The organism is Paenarthrobacter sp. AT5 (genome assembly GCF_032764245.1).
Lineage (GTDB): Bacteria > Actinomycetota > Actinomycetes > Actinomycetales > Micrococcaceae > Arthrobacter > Arthrobacter ureafaciens.
The window spans coordinates 2,124,361-2,140,914 of record NZ_CP136441.1; the positions used below are offsets into that span (position 1 = coordinate 2,124,361).

Annotated in this window: 14 protein-coding genes and 2 pseudogenes; 5 read left to right on the plus strand and 11 right to left on the minus strand. The window is 65.1% G+C overall.

Features of this window, described 5'->3' with window-relative positions; genetic code table 11:
- Positions 1-8: 8 nt before the first annotated feature.
- The 7 genes from RI444_RS09740 to RI444_RS09770 all read right to left on the minus strand — a co-directional run bounded on the left by RI444_RS09740 (position 9) and on the right by RI444_RS09770 (position 5,541).
- Positions 9-1,004, minus strand: coding sequence for a polysaccharide deacetylase family protein (locus tag RI444_RS09740; protein WP_242703086.1), 996 nt, complete (start codon positions 1,002-1,004; stop codon positions 9-11).
- Positions 985-2,526 carry a DUF4389 domain-containing protein gene (locus tag RI444_RS09745; protein WP_207604719.1) on the minus strand — a complete coding sequence of 514 codons (1,542 nt, stop codon included), beginning with the start codon at positions 2,524-2,526 and terminating at the stop codon, positions 985-987. The genes RI444_RS09740 and RI444_RS09745 overlap by 20 nt, the downstream gene beginning before the upstream one ends.
- Positions 2,527-2,596: 70 nt before the next feature.
- A complete protein-coding gene (locus RI444_RS09750) occupies positions 2,597-3,292 on the minus strand; it encodes an ABC transporter permease (RefSeq protein ID WP_207604720.1) in 696 nt (231 codons plus the stop codon).
- Entirely contained in the window at positions 3,289-4,275 is a 987-nt protein-coding gene (locus RI444_RS09755) for an ATP-binding cassette domain-containing protein (RefSeq protein WP_207604721.1), read from the minus strand. Before RI444_RS09755 ends, RI444_RS09750 begins: the two co-directional genes overlap by 4 nt.
- Positions 4,276-4,319: 44 nt before the next feature.
- Positions 4,320-4,754, minus strand: coding sequence for a universal stress protein (locus tag RI444_RS09760; protein ID WP_207604722.1), 435 nt, complete (start codon positions 4,752-4,754; stop codon positions 4,320-4,322).
- On the minus strand, positions 4,751-5,215 hold the full coding sequence (locus RI444_RS09765) for a flavodoxin family protein (RefSeq protein WP_166186263.1): 465 nt from the start codon (positions 5,213-5,215) through the stop codon (positions 4,751-4,753). The genes RI444_RS09760 and RI444_RS09765 overlap by 4 nt, the downstream gene beginning before the upstream one ends.
- Complete coding sequence (locus RI444_RS09770; RefSeq protein WP_207604723.1) at positions 5,212-5,541, minus strand: DUF3040 domain-containing protein; 330 nt, start codon at positions 5,539-5,541, stop codon at positions 5,212-5,214. Before RI444_RS09770 ends, RI444_RS09765 begins: the two co-directional genes overlap by 4 nt.
- A 127-nt stretch (positions 5,542-5,668) precedes the next feature.
- On the opposite strand from RI444_RS09770, the gene ppsA reads away from it, so the two are divergent.
- From ppsA to RI444_RS09790, 4 genes and pseudogenes are all read left to right on the plus strand, one after another.
- Positions 5,669-8,077 carry a phosphoenolpyruvate synthase gene (ppsA, locus tag RI444_RS09775; RefSeq protein ID WP_316963903.1) on the plus strand — a complete coding sequence of 803 codons (2,409 nt, stop codon included), beginning with the start codon at positions 5,669-5,671 and terminating at the stop codon, positions 8,075-8,077.
- A 6-nt stretch (positions 8,078-8,083) separates the two neighbouring features.
- Positions 8,084-8,422: a hypothetical protein gene (locus RI444_RS09780; RefSeq protein WP_242703087.1), complete on the plus strand. Its 339-nt coding sequence runs from the start codon at positions 8,084-8,086 to the stop codon at positions 8,420-8,422.
- 5 nt (positions 8,423-8,427) lie between these two features.
- Positions 8,428-11,121, plus strand: a pseudogene (locus tag RI444_RS09785) (HAD-IA family hydrolase); the annotation flags it as partial.
- 88 nt (positions 11,122-11,209) lie between these two features.
- Positions 11,210-11,731: pseudogene (locus tag RI444_RS09790) on the plus strand (6-phosphofructokinase); the annotation flags it as partial.
- Positions 11,732-11,767: 36 nt separating this feature from the next.
- On the opposite strand, the gene RI444_RS09795 reads toward RI444_RS09790, so the two are convergent.
- Together RI444_RS09795 and RI444_RS09800 are read right to left on the minus strand one after the other, a co-directional pair.
- Positions 11,768-12,025, minus strand: a complete 258-nt coding sequence (locus tag RI444_RS09795) for a metal-sensitive transcriptional regulator (protein WP_021472132.1) — start codon at positions 12,023-12,025, stop codon at positions 11,768-11,770.
- Between the two features lie 121 nt (positions 12,026-12,146).
- Complete coding sequence (locus RI444_RS09800; RefSeq protein ID WP_021472133.1) at positions 12,147-12,569, minus strand: Hsp20/alpha crystallin family protein; 423 nt, start codon at positions 12,567-12,569, stop codon at positions 12,147-12,149.
- Positions 12,570-12,757: 188 nt separating this feature from the next.
- Here RI444_RS09800 and RI444_RS09805 point away from each other — a divergent pair, with 188 nt between their 5' ends.
- On the plus strand, positions 12,758-12,964 hold the full coding sequence (locus RI444_RS09805) for a hypothetical protein (protein WP_021472134.1): 207 nt from the start codon (positions 12,758-12,760) through the stop codon (positions 12,962-12,964).
- A 95-nt stretch (positions 12,965-13,059) separates the two neighbouring features.
- Here RI444_RS09805 and RI444_RS09810 read toward each other — a convergent pair whose 3' ends face one another.
- Both RI444_RS09810 and RI444_RS09815 read right to left on the minus strand, forming a co-directional pair.
- Positions 13,060-14,004: a zinc-dependent alcohol dehydrogenase family protein gene (locus RI444_RS09810; protein ID WP_410510805.1), complete on the minus strand. Its 945-nt coding sequence runs from the start codon at positions 14,002-14,004 to the stop codon at positions 13,060-13,062.
- A gap of 76 nt (positions 14,005-14,080) precedes the next feature.
- Positions 14,081-16,495 (minus strand): HAD-IC family P-type ATPase, encoded by a 2,415-nt coding sequence (locus RI444_RS09815; RefSeq protein WP_207604726.1) that lies wholly within the window; start codon positions 16,493-16,495, stop codon positions 14,081-14,083.
- Positions 16,496-16,554 lie beyond the last annotated feature (59 nt).

Consider the following 16,554-nt stretch of genomic DNA (forward strand, 5'->3'; position numbering starts at 1 on the left):
TGACTCTCCTAGAGTTGTTGCAGCCGGTCGAGGGTCACAAAGCCGTACCCGGCGGCGCGGATGCCGTCAATGACGTCAGCCAATGCGTCGGCGTCGAGGGTGCTTCCGTCGTCGGGATTCGAGCCGAGGTGCATGAGGATGATTCCACCGGGTTGCAGGTTGCCCAGGACCCGCTCTGCCACTCCGCTCCGGGACATGCCGCCACTGGTGCCTTTCCACCCCAAGGTGTCCACGGTCCAGCGGACTGGAACGTAGCCCAAGGAATTGACCGCGTTGATGGTCCGCTCATCCCGGTCTCCGAACGGGAAGCGGAACAAAGGCCGGGGGTCGCCTCCGGCAGCGGCTATCGCCGCTTCGGCATCCCGGATTTCCGCGGCGATGGCCGGCTCCGGGAGCCGGGTCATTGCGGGATGGGTCATGGAGTGGTTTCCGACCCGATGTCCGGACGCCACGATCCGTGCCACGCCGGATGGGTTGGACGCGGCCCAGGCCCCGGTCAGGAAGAACGTTCCGGCCACCTGCCTGTTGGCCAGCGTTGCCAGGATGCTGTCCAGCCCGGTGGCGTTCGCGCCGGCGTCGAATGTCAGGGCGATGTTGTTCCCGGCCCCCGGGATGATGGTCAGGTCCTGCCCCAGCAGCCCAGGCGGAAGGGGTGGCGCGGCTGTTGCACCGGGAGTCGCGGGCGGCGCGGGGCTGCTCGCGGTCGGGCCGGGTTCCGGGGGGAGCGGCGTCGGTCTACCGGTCGTTGCCGTGGGTTCCGTGTCCGCAGTGGGTCCCGTATCGGCGGTGGGGGAGGGAGACACTCCCGTGGTGCCGGGGGCCGGGGCCAGGGAATCCGAGGACGTGGTCGCCGACGGCGTCCCGCCCGGCCCCGCCACCAGGAGCGTGATCGTGACGGCGGCCGCCAGGAGGATCACGGTCGCTGCCAGCACCACGGCGACCACCCGGCGTCGTGCGCTGCGTCCCTGCTCCGGGCGTGGTGACTCAGCTCCGGTCGCCGCCACCGTCAGGCCTTCCGGGCCGCTCGGCCGGCGGACCCTGGTGGCCGGCCGGGCGGGGGTCCGTGTCCCGGGGGGCCGCTGCATCGGGTTCGTCAGGTCCCTGGTCCAGGCGGAACGGCGGGTATTCGTCCCTCATGAGGGCGCCGTAAACCACGACGCGATAAGCCCAGCGGTTGATCCCCATGATGAAGGCGAAAAGGGGCCGCGGATAGCGTCCGGAAAAGAGCAGGATCACCAGGGCGATGATCACCAGAAGGGCCAACAGGGACAACCCGCCGCCGCGTTCGGTGACCACCCCTGCCGGGCCGTCCTGGGTGCGCCAGGCCCACGTCGCACTACCGGTGACGGCTCCGATGACGAGCCAGTGCGGGATCAGCAGCAGCCACGATTTCACGAGGACCAGGCCACGCGAGAGCCGTTGCGGGTACTGGACGTCCAGGGCGGCTGGGTAGTCGGCCTGCTCGAGGGTGAAGGGCGGATACTTGTCCGTTCCTCCTGCCGCATAGGCGTAGAACGCGACGCGCCACGTCCAACGCAGCACCCCGACGTTGAAGTGGAAGAGCGACTGCGGGTACCGGCCGGTGACGAGGATGGCGAACCACGCCACAACTGTTGTGACGGCGAAAGCGAACCACAGGAAGAACAACACGAAGAAGTGCGGAATGGCCAGCAGCCATTTGACGAGCCACAACCCCCGGGAGAGGCCGGCGTCCACATGGCCCGTCAGCCTGACGGGATGGGCTTGGTCCCACGTGATGGCCGGCAGCGACCCACCCGGTGTCGGCGATTCACTGCGTGCCGGGGCGGGGCCGCGTCCGGGAACCCCTGCCGGTGGTGGCGGCCCGGGCGTCCCTCGGCGCCCCAGTCCCACCGCGCCGATGACCAGCAGTGGCAAGCCGACCACCAGCGCCAGTCCACCGGCAACCAGCAGGCCGGTTGCTGCGGGCCTGATGAGCTCGGACCTGAAACCCGCCTGCAGGTCCGCGGATACACCTTGGGCCGCGTCGGCGTTCATGACAACAACCGTCCAGGTGCCGGGTGTGATCTTCCAGGTCAGTTCCTGCAGGCCTTGGCCCGATGCGGAAGCAACCCAGATGTCCTGGCTGCTTGCCGGGGCCGGGCTGGACAGTCCGGAAATATCCCGGTAAACGGGCCGGAAAGGATTGAACTTCACTTCCTCCAACTCCGTGTAGTGCACTCCGGAAAGGTAGCGGTCCACGTCTTCTTGGGGTGCGATCCCGACGAAGATGCTTTGCGCCGGATCCGCGGCGGTCGCCCGTAACCGGAGGGTTCCGACGTCGAAGGGGAGCCTTTCGGGGGTTCCCTCACCAACAGCGTCCAGATGTGGCGAAACCAAGGCGAAGGACGGGACAGTGAAGCGCTCCGTGCGGGACGTGAAGTAACCGCCGTCGCGCTGTGCGGCGCCCAGCCATGCCGCCGCAGCACCGGCGGAGGCGAGGGTGAAGCCGATGAGGGAGAGCGCGATTCCCACTGTGAGCATCACGATTGCGCCTGGTCGCGTCATGGCTGCAATTCCTTCCGCTGGAAAATGAACACGGCCACCGCGACCGCCGCCCCGGCCCCAATCAGCGTCGTCACCACGGGCCACGCCGCTGCGGGATGGCTTTGGCCGGCGGCCACGCTCGCCGCGATCCCGGGCACGCCGGCCGGCGAGAACCTGAACAGGGGCCCCACGCCCCGCCCACCGCCAACAGGGCGTACAATCCCAGGCCTGCACCGGCTGCGCCGGCCGGGGCGGGAATGACCACCGAGAAGAACTCCATGAACGCCAGCAGGAGCAGCGCGAACAGGCAGAGCATGGCGGCCGGACCCCACAACTGCGCAGCCGGTGCCATGCCGAACACCACACCCGTGGTGATCCATGTGATGGTGGTTCCTGCCGCGAACACCGCTGCGATGAAAAGTGCATGGACAACGGCCTTGGCGGTGATGAAGGTGGCGCGCCGCACGGGCTTGGTCAGCACGAAGGCGGCCGTACCGTCGCGCACCTCGGTGGAGACGATCCCGCCGTACATGATGATGATGGCGAAGAGGACCAGTTGGGACAGGTTCTTGACCCATTGGTCGTAGGCATCGGCGAACGTCGCCGGCGGCAAAACAAGGGATTGTTGGCCAGGTGGCGTCAGGGACGCGAGGAGTTCGGGGGTGATCTTCGCCAGGGGTGGGCCACTCACCGCGAAGACAAGGATGATCGCGGGAAGAACCCAGATCCGCCACGTGTGGACGATCTCCTGTGTTTCTTTGGCGGCGAGGGCCGGGAAGGTTTTCACTGCGCTGGTTCTCCCGTCAGCTCAAGGAACACGTCTTCCAGGCTGAGCTCGGCGCTGTCCAGGCGGACCAGGCCAATGCCCGCGCTCGCCACGAGCGAAGGAATTCCACGTTGGGCAGCAACAGGGTCGGTGGCCCGGACCATGATTTCGCCGCCCGGCCCCGGCCGCACTGACAACGCCCAAGGGGCTTGGGCGATCCGGTGGGCCAACTGCTCCGCCCCGTCCGTGACTTCCACGGCGATGGTTTGTTGGCCGTGCCGGGCACGGAGTTCCTCCATGGTGGACTGGGACAGGACCTTCCCTTTGTCCAGGACAGCAACGTGGTCGCAAACCCGCTCGACGTCACTGAGGATGTGCGTGGAGAAAAAGACGGTGGTCCGGCCCCGCAAGGTCACAAGGAAATCGAGCAGTTCCTTCCTGCCCGCGGGGTCAAGCGCACTGGTGGGCTCGTCCAGCAGCAGCAGTTTTGGTGCGTTGATCAAAGCCTGCGCAACTCCGAGACGCTGGCGCATGCCGCGCGAGTACTTGCCGATGCGCTGTTTGCCCGCTTCGAGCCGGACGAGCTGCAACGTGTCGCGGATGCGCCCGCTGAGTCCGGCTCCGTCGAGGCCGGATAACCGGCCGGCCAGCCGAAGCGCCTGCGTAGACGTCATCCAGTCGTAGAACGCGGGAACGTCCGGAAGGTACCCGATATCCCGGCGCACGTCCGGGTCATCGGCGCGAAGTTCCCGGCCCAACAGGTGCACGGATCCGGCCGACGCCCGGGACAGCCCTGTGAGGATGCGCAGGAGCGTGGTCTTCCCCGCCCCATTGGGCCCGACGAGTCCGAAGATGGAACCCGGAGGGACATGGAGGTCGATGGCGTCCAGCGCCACGTGGCGGCCGAACGCTTTGCTCAACGCAGAGCACTCGACGGCGGCAGGAGGGTTCGCCAGGTCCGCAGACTCCTGCGAAGGCTGGGGAAGGATGTGGTGTGCTTCCATCTGAAGGGGCCTGTTTTGTTCCGACCTTTGTTCCGACGCGATGCCTAAGGTGTGTGGACCACGACGACCGGGCAGTGGGCATGGGCTACCACCGCGGAACTGACCGAACCCAAAAGAAGCCCGCCGAAGCCACCGTGCCCCCGCCGTCCGACAACCAGGAGGGCGGCGTGCTTGCTGCCTTCCACCAGGGCCGCCCGGGGGGAGCCTTGGACCAGCCGCGTACTGACATTCTTGGGCAACTCCGGACCAAACACTTCCTTGAGGGTTTCTTTGACGTTTTCCTCTGCCGTGTGGGCAAATCCGTCAATTCCCATCGCAAGGTAGCCTTCGTAGCCCAAGGGAAGTTCCCAGCAGCCCCACGCTTCGAGCGGGGCGTCAAGCGCGAGCGCCAGGCGTTGCCCTTCGCGAAGGGCCTGCTTGGACGCAGCGGAACCGTCGACGCCGACGATGATTTTGCTGGGATCAAGACGGCTGCTCATGATGTGCCCTTCCTGGACGCGAGGGCTTTCACCGAAGCCGCCAGTTCATGGCTCCAGGAGAAGGCCCGTTTGATTTCGCCCTCCAACAGCGGCCCTTCGGTGCCTTTGACGTAGAAGGGCATGGGCTGGGCCACGATCGTGGCCCCGGCTTTCTGCAGTCCGTGGGAGATCTTCTTGGCGGCATCGCCATGGATGAACAATTTGACCCTGGTGTCGAAGGCCGCAGCCAGCACGCCGGCCAGGCCGTCCGCTCCGGCTGCGTCCAGGGCCTTGGTGACGGCTTCGGTAGGGCGCCAGCCGTTGATCGGACTGCCGACCACCAGCAGGTCCCCGACTGAGACGTCACTGCTGCGGAATTGCGACACCGGGACGGTCCGGCTGTTCTCCAACCCCGCTGCTATTGCTTCTGCCACGGACTTTGTGTTCCCGTAGGCCGAGTCGTACATGATTACAGCTTTCATGGCATTTGCTCGTGGGTGTTAGGGAGGTTCCCCGCATTCTTCGGGGCACGTCGAAGAGGGCTGTCGTCCATGAGCAGTGTTGCCCAGTAGGTGCCGCCGCCCATCATCATGAAACCCAGCACCCCAAGCGGGGGACTGCCCAAAGGGAGGCTGGCCAACAGGATCCCCAGGCCGCCCAAGGCCACCAGCAAGCCTCGTTGGGTCCGCTTCCAGCGGTGTCCCCGGAGGTCCTGAAGGCTCATGAGGGTGGCAAGTCGTGGATCGTCTTCTTCCAGCCCACGGGCGATCTTGTCCAGTTCCTGTTTCTCGAAATGCGAAAGTCCCATGGTCGGCCTCCTGCTTGTGCCTCCAGCATGCTCGATGGGGGCACAACCAAAACAGGGCCGAAAGTCACCTCAAGCGGCGGGTACAAAGACCCTCCCGCATCGTGGCGGGCCAGCGCAGAATCCAATCATGGATTCAGCACCGAAGGCTGCCTTGGCCAAAACCCATGTCCTGTGGTTCGACGCTGCCGGTCTTGCCGACATTCCAAGGATCGGGGGAAAGAACGCCTCCCTCGGCGAGTTGACCCGGTCTTTGCAGGCTGCCGGCGTCCGGATCCCCGAAGGCTTCGCAACGACGGCGGATGCCTACCGCCGGTTCCTGGCCGTCAATGGCCTGGAGTCCTTGATTGCCGGTCGCATCAACGACTACCGCCTGCGGAAGACATCGTTGAGGGAAGCCGGAAGCCGCATTCGGAATGCCATCCTGGGGGCAGAGTTCCCGCCTGAAACCGCTGCAGCCATCAGTGCCGGCTACGCTGAACTTTGCCGCCGTGGCGGCGAGCAGGACGTGGCCGTGGCAGTACGAAGCAGTGCGACGGCGGAGGATCTTCCCGATGCCAGTTTCGCCGGACAGCAGGAAACCTACCTGAACGTCTCGGGATCCGCAGCGGTCCTGGACGCCTGCAAGCGCTGCTTTGCTTCCCTCTACACCGACCGGGCCATCAGCTACCGGGAAATCAAGGGGTTTGAGCATCTGGATGTCGCTTTGTCAGTGGGCGTCCAGCGCATGGTGCGCTCGGACCTGGGCGCATCCGGGGTGATGTTCTCCATCGACACTGAGTCGGGCTTTCCGCGTTGTGCTGTGATCAGCGCGGACTGGGGACTCGGAGAGACCGTGGTCCAGGGAACCATCAACCCGGACAAGTACCAGGTCTTCAAGCCTTTGCTCGCCGATCCTGACCTTGTTCCGATCATCCAGCGGGAGGTCGGGACCAAGGAGTGCAAACTCATTTACGGCCAGGACGGGGACACCGGAACGCAAATGGTGGACACGAGCGAGGCGGAGCGGAAAGCGTTGGTCCTCAGTGATGCTGAAGTGCTCCTCCTGGCCCGCTGGGCTGTCGCTGTGGAAGAACATTACGGACGGCCGATGGACATGGAGTGGGCCAAGGACGGAATCACGGGCGAACTGTTCATGGTCCAGGCCCGGCCCGAGACCGTCCAGGCCCAACGCCCGCTGACGTCCTTCCGGATGTGCAAACTCGAGGAAAGCGGAACTGTCCTGGCACGCGGCGCGGCCGTGGGAGATGCCATCACCACCGGTAAAGTGTCGCGGATCCTGGACGCCCGGGACCTTGAGGACTTCATCGACGGTTCCATCCTGGTGACCCGCGTGACGGATCCCGACTGGGTGCCCATCATGAAACGGGCTGCCGGCATTGTCACCGATCATGGCGGTCCCACCAGCCACGCGGCCATCGTCAGCAGGGAACTCGGCGTGCCGGCGGTGGTGGGTACGGGAAACGCAACCCTGGCCCTGGAGCAGGGCGCCCCTGTGACCCTCTCCTGCGCCGAAGGTGAACAGGGCCGCGTCTACGAAGGGACGTTGAAGTTCGACGTCGAGGAGGTAGACACCGGGACGCTGCCCGCCATTAGGACCCAACTCATGATCAACATGGCCAGCCCGGCAGCAGCGATGCGGTGGTGGCGGCTGCCGGCCGCCGGCGTCGGACTGGCCCGCATGGAATTCATCATCAACAACCTGATCCGCGTCCACCCGATGGCACTGGTCCACCCGGAAAGGGTCACTGACGGTGCCGAAGCTGAAACCATCACGTCCCTGTGGGCAAACCACGCGGATCCCGAGGAGTACTTCGTTGACGTCCTGGCCACCGGCATCGCGAAAATTGCGGCCCCGTTCCACCCCAAGCCGGTGATTGTGCGACTCTCCGACTTCAAAAGCAACGAATACGGCCACCTCATTGGCGGGACGTTCTTTGAGCGTCCCGAGGAAAATCCCATGCTGGGCTTCCGCGGCGCGTCCCGCTATTACAGCGACGAATACCGGGAGGCCTTTGCTTTGGAATGCCGTGCGTTGAAACGGGTCCGGGAGAAGGCAGGCTTCAGGAACGTCATTGTGATGGTGCCGTTCTGCCGAACCGTCCAGGAAGCGCGCACCGTGCTGGACGCCATGGCAAGCAACGGCTTGGTCCGTGGGCAGGACGGCCTGCAGGTCTACATGATGTGCGAGATACCCTCCAACGTGGTCCTCGCCGCCCGGTTCGCCACGTACTTCGACGGCTTCTCCATTGGATCCAACGACCTCACCCAGCTGGTCCTGGGCGTTGACAGGGATTCCGAGCAGCTCTCCGGACTCTTTGACGAACGGGACCCGGCCGTGACGGCCATGATCTCCCAAGCAATCCGGGAAGCCCACAAGGCGGGCATCAAGATCGGACTCTGCGGCCAAGGCCCCAGCAACCACCCGGACTTCGCTGAGTTCCTGGTGGGTGAAGGCATCGACTCGATCTCGCTCAACCCCGACACCTTCCTCCGCACTCTGCCATTGATCGCCGACGCCGAGTTCCGATGGCTGTAGCGGTCAATGAAAAAGTCGCCCACCGCAGCAGCGGCTGCAGCTCCTTACGACGCAGTCATTCTTGACCTGGATGGAGTGGTGACAAATACGGCCCTCGTTCACCTCGCGGCGTGGAAAGAGGCGTACGAAGCCATCATTAATGATCCCCGCTACCCGAAGGATGGAAGCCGGGCCCCCTTCACACCGGATGACTACTACGCCTTGGTGGACGGCAGGCCCCGGGAACAAGGGCTGATCGGGCTCAGGGCATCCAGGGGAGTGGACATCCCGCCGGGAACCCCGCAGGACGCCGGCGGCGACTGGACGCCGTCGGGCTTGGGGCCTGGAAGAACAAGGCCTACCTGAGACGGCTGCAGGAAGGAGGCGTGCAGATCTTTCCGGGCACCGGCCGGTTCCTGGAGAACTTGAAGGACGCCGGTGTCGCCACCGCGTTGGTAACCTCCAGCCGCAACGCGATCCCCGTCCTTGCCGCCGCCAACCTGCTGGACTCGTTCTCGGTGGTCATCGATGGCCGGGTGGCAGCGTGGCATGGCCTGGCCGGCAAACCGGCCCCCGATACATTCCTGGAGGCCGGCCGCAGGCTGGACGTGAGCGTGCGGCGCGCCGTGGTGGTGGAAGACGCCGTCGCCGGGGTGCTGGCCGCAAGCCGGGGCGGATTCGGCCTGGTGGTGGGCGTTGACCGGCACGGCAACCGGGCGGACCTGGAAGCTGCCGGTGCCGACGTGGTGATCAACAACCTCGCCGAACTGGACCTGGGCCTCGTGATGCGGGATCCGTGGCTGCTGATCTACGAAGGCATGGATCCTGAGCATGAGGGCCACCGCGAAGCCCTGACCACCCTCGGCAACGGATACATGGGGATACGGGGAGCCGTCAGTGAAAACCGCAGGCCCGGCCGCTATGCCGGAACGTATCTGGCCGGTGTGTATAACAGGGTTTGGTCCACGATAGGCGAAGGAACCGTCGCGGAAGAGCACATGGTCAACCTGCCCGACTGCCTGCCCCTGGACCTGCGCCTGGAAGGCACCCCATGGTGGTCCGGGGGCGGCCTGGAGATCCTCCATGAACGCCGCGTCCTCAATATGGAAAAGGCGGTCCTGACCCGGCATCTCCTGCTGGAAGCGCCGGACGGGAGGCATCTCCACCTGGAAGAAACGAGGTTCGTGTCCATGGACACCCGGCACATCCTGGCTATCCGGACACGGCTCACACCCCGCGACTGGAGCGCGCTTCTGGATATCACCACCGGGGGCAATTGCCTGGTCCGCAACAGCAACCTTCCCGAGCCCCCGCTGAGTTCCCAGGTCCATCTGATCGACAGGACCATACCGCCATCCCGCGACGCCGGCCCGGTCCTGGCCGCGGAGGTGGAGACCACCCAAAGCCAGGTGCGCGTGGCCATTGCGGCGGCAGTTGACGTCTCCGGGTCCACCGGAGTGACCGAAAGCCGGGCGGGTTTCCACTTCCGGAGCTTCCAGGTCCGGTCCTCGGAGGAAAACCCCGTCACAGTGGACCGGATCATTGCGATCTCGACGTCCAGGGACCGGGCAGCCTCGTCGGCAGCTACGTCCGCTGCCGCTGCGTTGGCAGGTTCCGGGGGCGACTTCGAAGAACTGTTGCGCCGGCACAAAGCGTCCTGGCGGCGTGTCCTTCGGCCGTTCAAGGTGGAGCTTGATGCGCCCGTGCAGGTTCAGCTGGTGCTGAACCTGCACTTGTTCCACCTCCTGCAGACCTTGACTCCGCACACGGCCGAACTCGACGTCGGTGTTCCCGCCCGTGGACTGCACGGCGAGGGATACCGCGGCCACGTGTTTTGGGACGAGCTGTTTGTCCTCCCGGTCCTGAACCCGCGCATGCCCGAGGTTTCCAAAGCCCTCTTGGACTACCGTTGGCGGCGGCTGCCCGCCGCCCGTCGGGCCGCCGTCGCAAAGGGCTTGTCCGGTGCGCTGTTTCCGTGGCAGAGCGGCAGCGACGGCACGGAAGAAACACCGGATTGGCTTTACAACCCGCGCTCAGGGCAGTGGGTGCCGGATTATTCGCACCTGCAGGTCCACGCCGGACTCGCAGTGGCGTTCAACGCCTGGCAGTACTTCGAATCCACCAACGACGTCCCGTGGTTGCTGGGACACGGCGCAGAGCTGCTCATAGACGTGGCACGCTGTTTTGCCTCCCTGGCCGTCCACGATCCCGGTCATCGCCGGTACCACATCCGCGGAGTGGCTGGCCCGGATGAATACCACACCTGGTTGCCCGGGCGGGATGTTCCCGGCCTGGACGACAACGCTTACACGAACGTCATGGCGGCGTGGGTTTGTGGCGAGGCCGCCGACGTCACTTCAATGTTCCCGGGCCACGAACAGGAGGAACTGCTGGAACGGCTGGGTGTCGGCAAACGCGAGCGGGCGCACTGGCGCAGGCTCTCCCGGGCCATGTATGTGCCGTTCAACAAAGACGGCCTGATCAGCCAGTTCGAAGGGTACGATCTTTTGCGGGAGCTGGACTGGGATGGCTACCGGCAAGAGTACGACAACATAGAGCGGCTGGACCTGATACTGGGGGCGGAAGGCGATGACGTCAACCGATACAAGCTCTCCAAGCAGGCGGACGTCCTCATGTTGCCGTACTTGCTGGGTGGTTCCGGCCTCATCGCGATGCTCCACCAACTGGGTTACCGCATGACCGAGGCACAGCTGGCGCGGACCGTTGAGTACTACCTCGCCAGGACAGCGCACGGCTCGACACTGAGCAGGGTGGCGCACGCTTCCGTCCTGGCTGCCTTGGACCCTGACGGCGCGTGGGAAAGCTACCGCGAAGCAGTCGACGCGGACTTGGATGACACCCAGCACGGAACGACCAAAGCCGGTATCCACCTGGGTGCGATGGCGGGCACGGTGGACGTCATCCAAAGAAGTTTCGCGGGGCTGCGGATGGACCGTTCAGGAATCACCTTCACCCCCAATTTGCCGCACGGACTCAACGCCGTGTCCTTCACGGTGAAGACCCAGGGACACTGGCTGGACATCGAACTGACCACAGAACGGATCCGGGTCACGTCCTCTCCCGGCAGCGCTCCTCCGCTCCGGATCCAGGTCCGCGACCAAATACTGATGCTGCCGGCAGGGGAGAGCCGGAGTGGGGCGCAACGCCGGCTGGATTGCCCTTCATGCAGGCATGGCCGCCGGAGCGCACGCCATTTTGATCCCGGAACGCCGGGTGAGCCTGGAGCAGGCAGCGGCGTGGGTCCTGTCAGCCCGGAACCGGGGCAGGGCGCCACTGGTGGTGGTGGCAGAGGCCTACGTTCCAGCAGGCCAGGATGCTCCCTACTTCCCGCGCGGACTCGATACCTTTGGCCGTCCGCGCCTGGGCGGCATCGGATACCTCTTGGAGGAACAGCTCCAGGAACTGACGGGAATCGAATGCAGGGCCACGGTCCTGGGTCACATCCAGCGGGGTGGGGCGCCCACGGCATTCGACAGGGTCCTGGCAACGCGGTTGGGAATGGCTGCCGTCCGTGCAGCATCCAAGGGGGAGTGGGGCGTGATGGTTTCCTCGCGGGGCACGGACATCACCACTGTTGCCCTTGCTGCCGCGATTGGTGAGTTGCACACGGTCCCGGAAGACCGGTATTTGGAGGCCGAAATGCTGTTTGGGTGACCTGCCCCTGCTGCCCTGCTGCCCTACTGTCGAGCGTCAGGCGAGGGAGAGGAACAGCTTCTCCAGCTCTTTCCTGTCCATCGTTTGGTCCTCCTGGATGATGCACTGCTCCAGGCCCGTGGCGATGATGGCGAAGCCGGCCCGGTCCAGCGCCTTCGAAACTGCGGCGAGCTGGGTGACAACATCTTTGCAGTCACGGCCTTCTTCCAACATGCGGGTGACGGCGGCGAGCTGCCCCTGTGCGCGCTTGAGGCGGTTGATCACAGGCGTGAGTTCGGTGGGGTTCAGTTCCATGAGGGTGCTCCATCGGTGGGTTGCTGCCCTCCATGGTATACCCCCATGGGTGTACTGATAGCGGCGGCTGGCGACAGGCCGGGCAGGTGCCGTTCCATCCGCACCTGCCCGCAGCACGTTCTCAACTCCTGGTGATGGGAACCTTCGAGGGCGAAACTGCCGCTGTCTTTTCCGGGATGGGTGCCCGTACTTCGAGGACGCCGTCCTTGTAGGAAGCGGTCACGTCGCCTTCCTTCACGCCGTCCGGCAAAGGTATGCGGCGGACAAAGGAGCCATACCGGAACTCCGAGCGGTAGCTGTCCTTTTCCTTGTGCTCCTTCTTTTCCTGGCGTTCGGCCCGGATGGTCAGGCCGCCGTCGGAGACGGTGATTTCCGCGTCCTTTTCCGGGTCGATGCCGGGAAGTTCGGCACGGATCACCAACGTATTCCCGTCAACCACTTCCTCGACTTTGATCCCCCCGGCGCTGCTGTCGCCGTCGAACAATCTCTCGATAAGCTCCATCGGTGAGCGACGCGCATCAAGCCATTTCGTCAGCTCGGTCATGCCAGCCTCCATCTCTTATCAGCCGCGGAACCTTTCCCGGCAGTACCAGCTTTTCGCCTTGGCAACGCGGCTTCCAGAGTCCAAAGTCCCCGCCCGCGCCGGGGTCTTCCGGCCCTTACCCTGCGCCGGGGACTGCTGCAGGATGGGGACATGCCCGCGGAATTGCCGGGTGCAGGGAGGAGTCAGTGATGGGTGGACGGGTCAACCCGGAGTCGGAGCCCCAACGGCCCAACGACGGCCAGGGAAAAGGGCGTTCCCGCAAGAGGCTGACGGGTCTCCCGCTCCAAGGCAGCCCCTTGGTCCAAAGGATGCTCCGCATCGGCAAACGCCGGGAGGCCGCGGAAGAAAAGCTGGAGCGCCGGCTGGGTGGAGAGGACACGGAGTCTCATACCTGACGTTGCCCCGGGTCCCCACAAGCCGGATCGTCCCCCCACGCCGGACCGCCAACCCAACCCGCCGGGCCGTCCACGGCGTCGCCTCGGTGGATCTGTCACCGCATCTTCAGAACCGCAGCGCCGGTGACGCGGTCGTTGGCCAGATCCTCCAACGCACGGTCCGTTTCCGTGAAGTCGTAGGTGGTGACGGTTGGGGCCAGTCCGATCTCCGCGGCCAGGGCCAGGAAAGCGGTGCCGTCGGCCCGGGTATTGGCGGTGACGCTGCGGATCTGCCGTTCATAGAAGAGTTCGTTCTGGTAATTGAGGGACGGGATGTCCGTGAGGTGGATGCCGGCAATGGCCAAGGTTCCGCCGCGATCCAACGCCCGCAGGGCGACCGGAACCAGATCGCCCACGGGAGCAAAAAGAATGGCTGAGTCCAGGGGGACCGGCGGAGCATCGTAGGCGTCGCCGGCATAAACCGCTCCGAGGCTGAGGGCCAGGTCCCGGGCTTGTGCGGAACGGGTCATGACGTAGACCGACGCGCCTTGGCTGATGGCGATTTGGGCCGTCAAGTGGGCGGAGCCGCCGAAGCCATAGATGCCCAGCCTCCCTCCCGGCGGTAGCGCAGCCCGTTCCAGGGCCCTGTAGCCAATGATCCCCGAGCACAGGAGCGGTGCCGCTTGTTCGTTGGTGAAGCGCGCAGGCAAGGCATAAGCGAAGTCCTCATTCACCGTCATGTGGTCGGCAAAGCCGCCGTCACGGTCCCACCCCGTGAATCGGGGCGCCAGGCAGAGATTCTCCTGGCCGCGCCGGCAGTGGGGGCAGTGGCCACAGGTCTGGCCGAGCCAAGCGACACCGATTTTGTCCCCGCGGGAGAAGCGGCCCCCGCTGAAACTTTCCATGACCGTCCCTACGGCCTCGTGGCCGGGGATCACCCCGGCGTGGCGGGGCGGAAGGTCGCCCTCGGCGAGATGGAGGTCGGTGCGGCAGACACCGCACACGTCCACGCGCAGCAGTACCTCGCCCGGCCCGGGCCGCGGGTCCTCGCGTTCGCCCATCCTTAAAGGCTTGTCCGCTATCTTCCCCGGCACATCAACCCACCATGCACGCATGACTCTTCCTCGTCGTCGGATATCAGGAGGCTCGCACGGACCCTTCCCGCCTTCCAGAGGCGAAAGTCACGTCTGCACCGTGGTAGCCACGCGTGACGTATCGTCCCACAAGCTCGACGGCGGCACTTGCCGCCAGTGCCGTCAGCACCGAGACCAGCAACAGGTCAGGCGGAGGCCATTCGAGCAGGAAGAACCCGCGGACGAAATCAAGGCCCATCACCGCTGCCATCCCCACATAGCATCCCGCCAGGACCAGTACCTTCGTTGCGTTCAGGGGCCGGGCAGTCACAGCCAGGATCCACGATCCGATGATGGTCAAGGTGATGGTGGTGGCCGAGCGGCTTGTCAGGACACTGTGATCGCCGCTGAGGGACGCATAGGTGTTGACCCCAAGAATGGCAGTGGCCGTGATGACTCCTGCCGGGATCGCGAAGGACAGGGAACGCTTCAGAAAGCCCGGGACGTAGCGACGACTGCTGGGCAGGAGGGCCAGGAAGAACGCCGGCAATCCAATGGTCAAGCCATCGACGGCGGACAACTGGCGGGGGAGGAAAGGATACGGCTGCAGCAACAATCCGCAGGCCACGGCCAGGACCATGGCGTAGGCGGTCTTGCTGAGGAAGAGCATCGATACCCGTTCCATGTTGTTGATAGCCCTGCGCCCTTCGGCCACAATGCCCGGCAGGCGGCTGAAGCGTCCATCGAGCAGGACCAGCCGTGCCACGGCTTTGGTTGCCGGGGCTGCCGTGTCAATCGCGATGCCCAGGTCGGCAACCTTGAGTGCGGGGATGTCATTGACGCCGTCGCCCGTCATGGCAACGGTGTGGCCTTTTCGTTGAAGGGCCTGGATCAGGTCCTTCTTCTGGTGGGGGCCTACCCGGCCGAACACCGCATTGTCCTGGACGCAGGATGCCAGGGCTTCAGGATCCGCGGGAAGTGTTGTGGCGTCACAGGCAGGGCGGCCACCCAGTCCCAACCTCCCGGCCAGTAGCCCCACTGTCCGGGGATCGTCGCCGGAAAAGATTTTGATCTGCACCCCCTGTTCCCGGAAGTAGTCCAGCGTGGCTGAGGCGTCCTTCCGTATCGATTCCCGAAACGTGACGAGCAGCACCGGTGAAGCGCCGGCGGGAGAAGGAATCCCGCCGGTACTCCCGGCGTCGTTTCCTGCAGCGAGTACCAGAGCCAGGGTTCGGAGACCGGAGGAGGCCAAGGCGGAAGCGCGCCCACGCGCCTCTTCAGCCGTGCCAAGAACAACCCCGGGGGCGCCCAGGAGCCACGTCCGGGGGTCTCCTGAGGCGCCGGCGAGCGTGACGGAGCTCCAGCGCCGCGCAGGGTCGAAAGGTACCGAGGCCAGGGGAGGTTGTGCACTTCGCGGAGGAAAGGCGGCCTTCAAGGCGCTGGCGGTCGCGTCTGTATGCTGGGTGGCACCGAAGCATTCCAGGGCATCCCGCCACTCCGGAAATTCTTCTTCCGGTCCGAGCAGATGAACTGCGTCGAAAACCATCCGGCCGTCCGTCAGCGTCCCGGTCTTATCCAGGCACAGGACGTCAACCCTCGCCAAGACCTCCACGGCGGCCAGTTCCTGGACGATGACCCGCAGCCTGGCCAACCGGATCGCCCCGACGGCGAACGCCACGCTGGTCAGCAGGACCAGGCCCAAGGGGATCATCGCGATGGTGCTGGCCACGGCCGGCACCACGCCTTCCTTCCAGTCGCCGGACGCGAGCGCCGCGTTCCATCCGCCGTGCTGGATCATTTGGGAATTGAGGACCAGTGCAGACAACGGAAGGACCAGCCATGCAATGACTTTCAGGACCTTGTTGATTCCGGAGCGGATCTCGGAGGTCACGAGCGAGAAGCGTTTGGCTTCCGTCGCGATGCGTTGGGCGAAGGTTTCAAGGCCCACGGTGGTGATCCGGGCGAACCCCGATCCGGACACCACCAATGAACCCGACAGCAGGACCTGGCCTGCACTCTTCCGGACGGGTTCGGATTCTCCCGTCAGAAGTGATTCGTCGACGTCGAGGCTGCCGTCGCCAAGGCTGACGGCGTCGGCAGACAACTGGTCCCCGGCGCCCAAAACCACAATGTCGTCCTTGACGAGGTCCCGTCCCGGGATCACTTGTTCCGTCCCGTCCCGGAGCACAGTTGCCGGCGCACTGTGCAGGATGGCCAAACGGTCCAGGGCCCGTTTGGCCCGGTACTCCTGGACCACTCCGATAATGATGTTTCCCATCGCGGCGAGCCCGAAGAGTGCATCCTGCCATTGCCCCAGGACGAGCAACATCGCAAAGGCCGCAAAAACCAGGCCATTGAAGAGTGTCAGGACGTTCGCCCTGATGATGGTGCGCAGGCTGCGACTGGCTGGTAGTTGTGCGCTGTTGTCCAGGCCATGGTCGATGCGGAGCGCGACGTCCGCCCGGGTGAGTCCTTGCATGGCCCGGCGCCCTAGATCCTGTGCGTCATGGTGTCGGGACGCATGGTGCCCGCCATGGC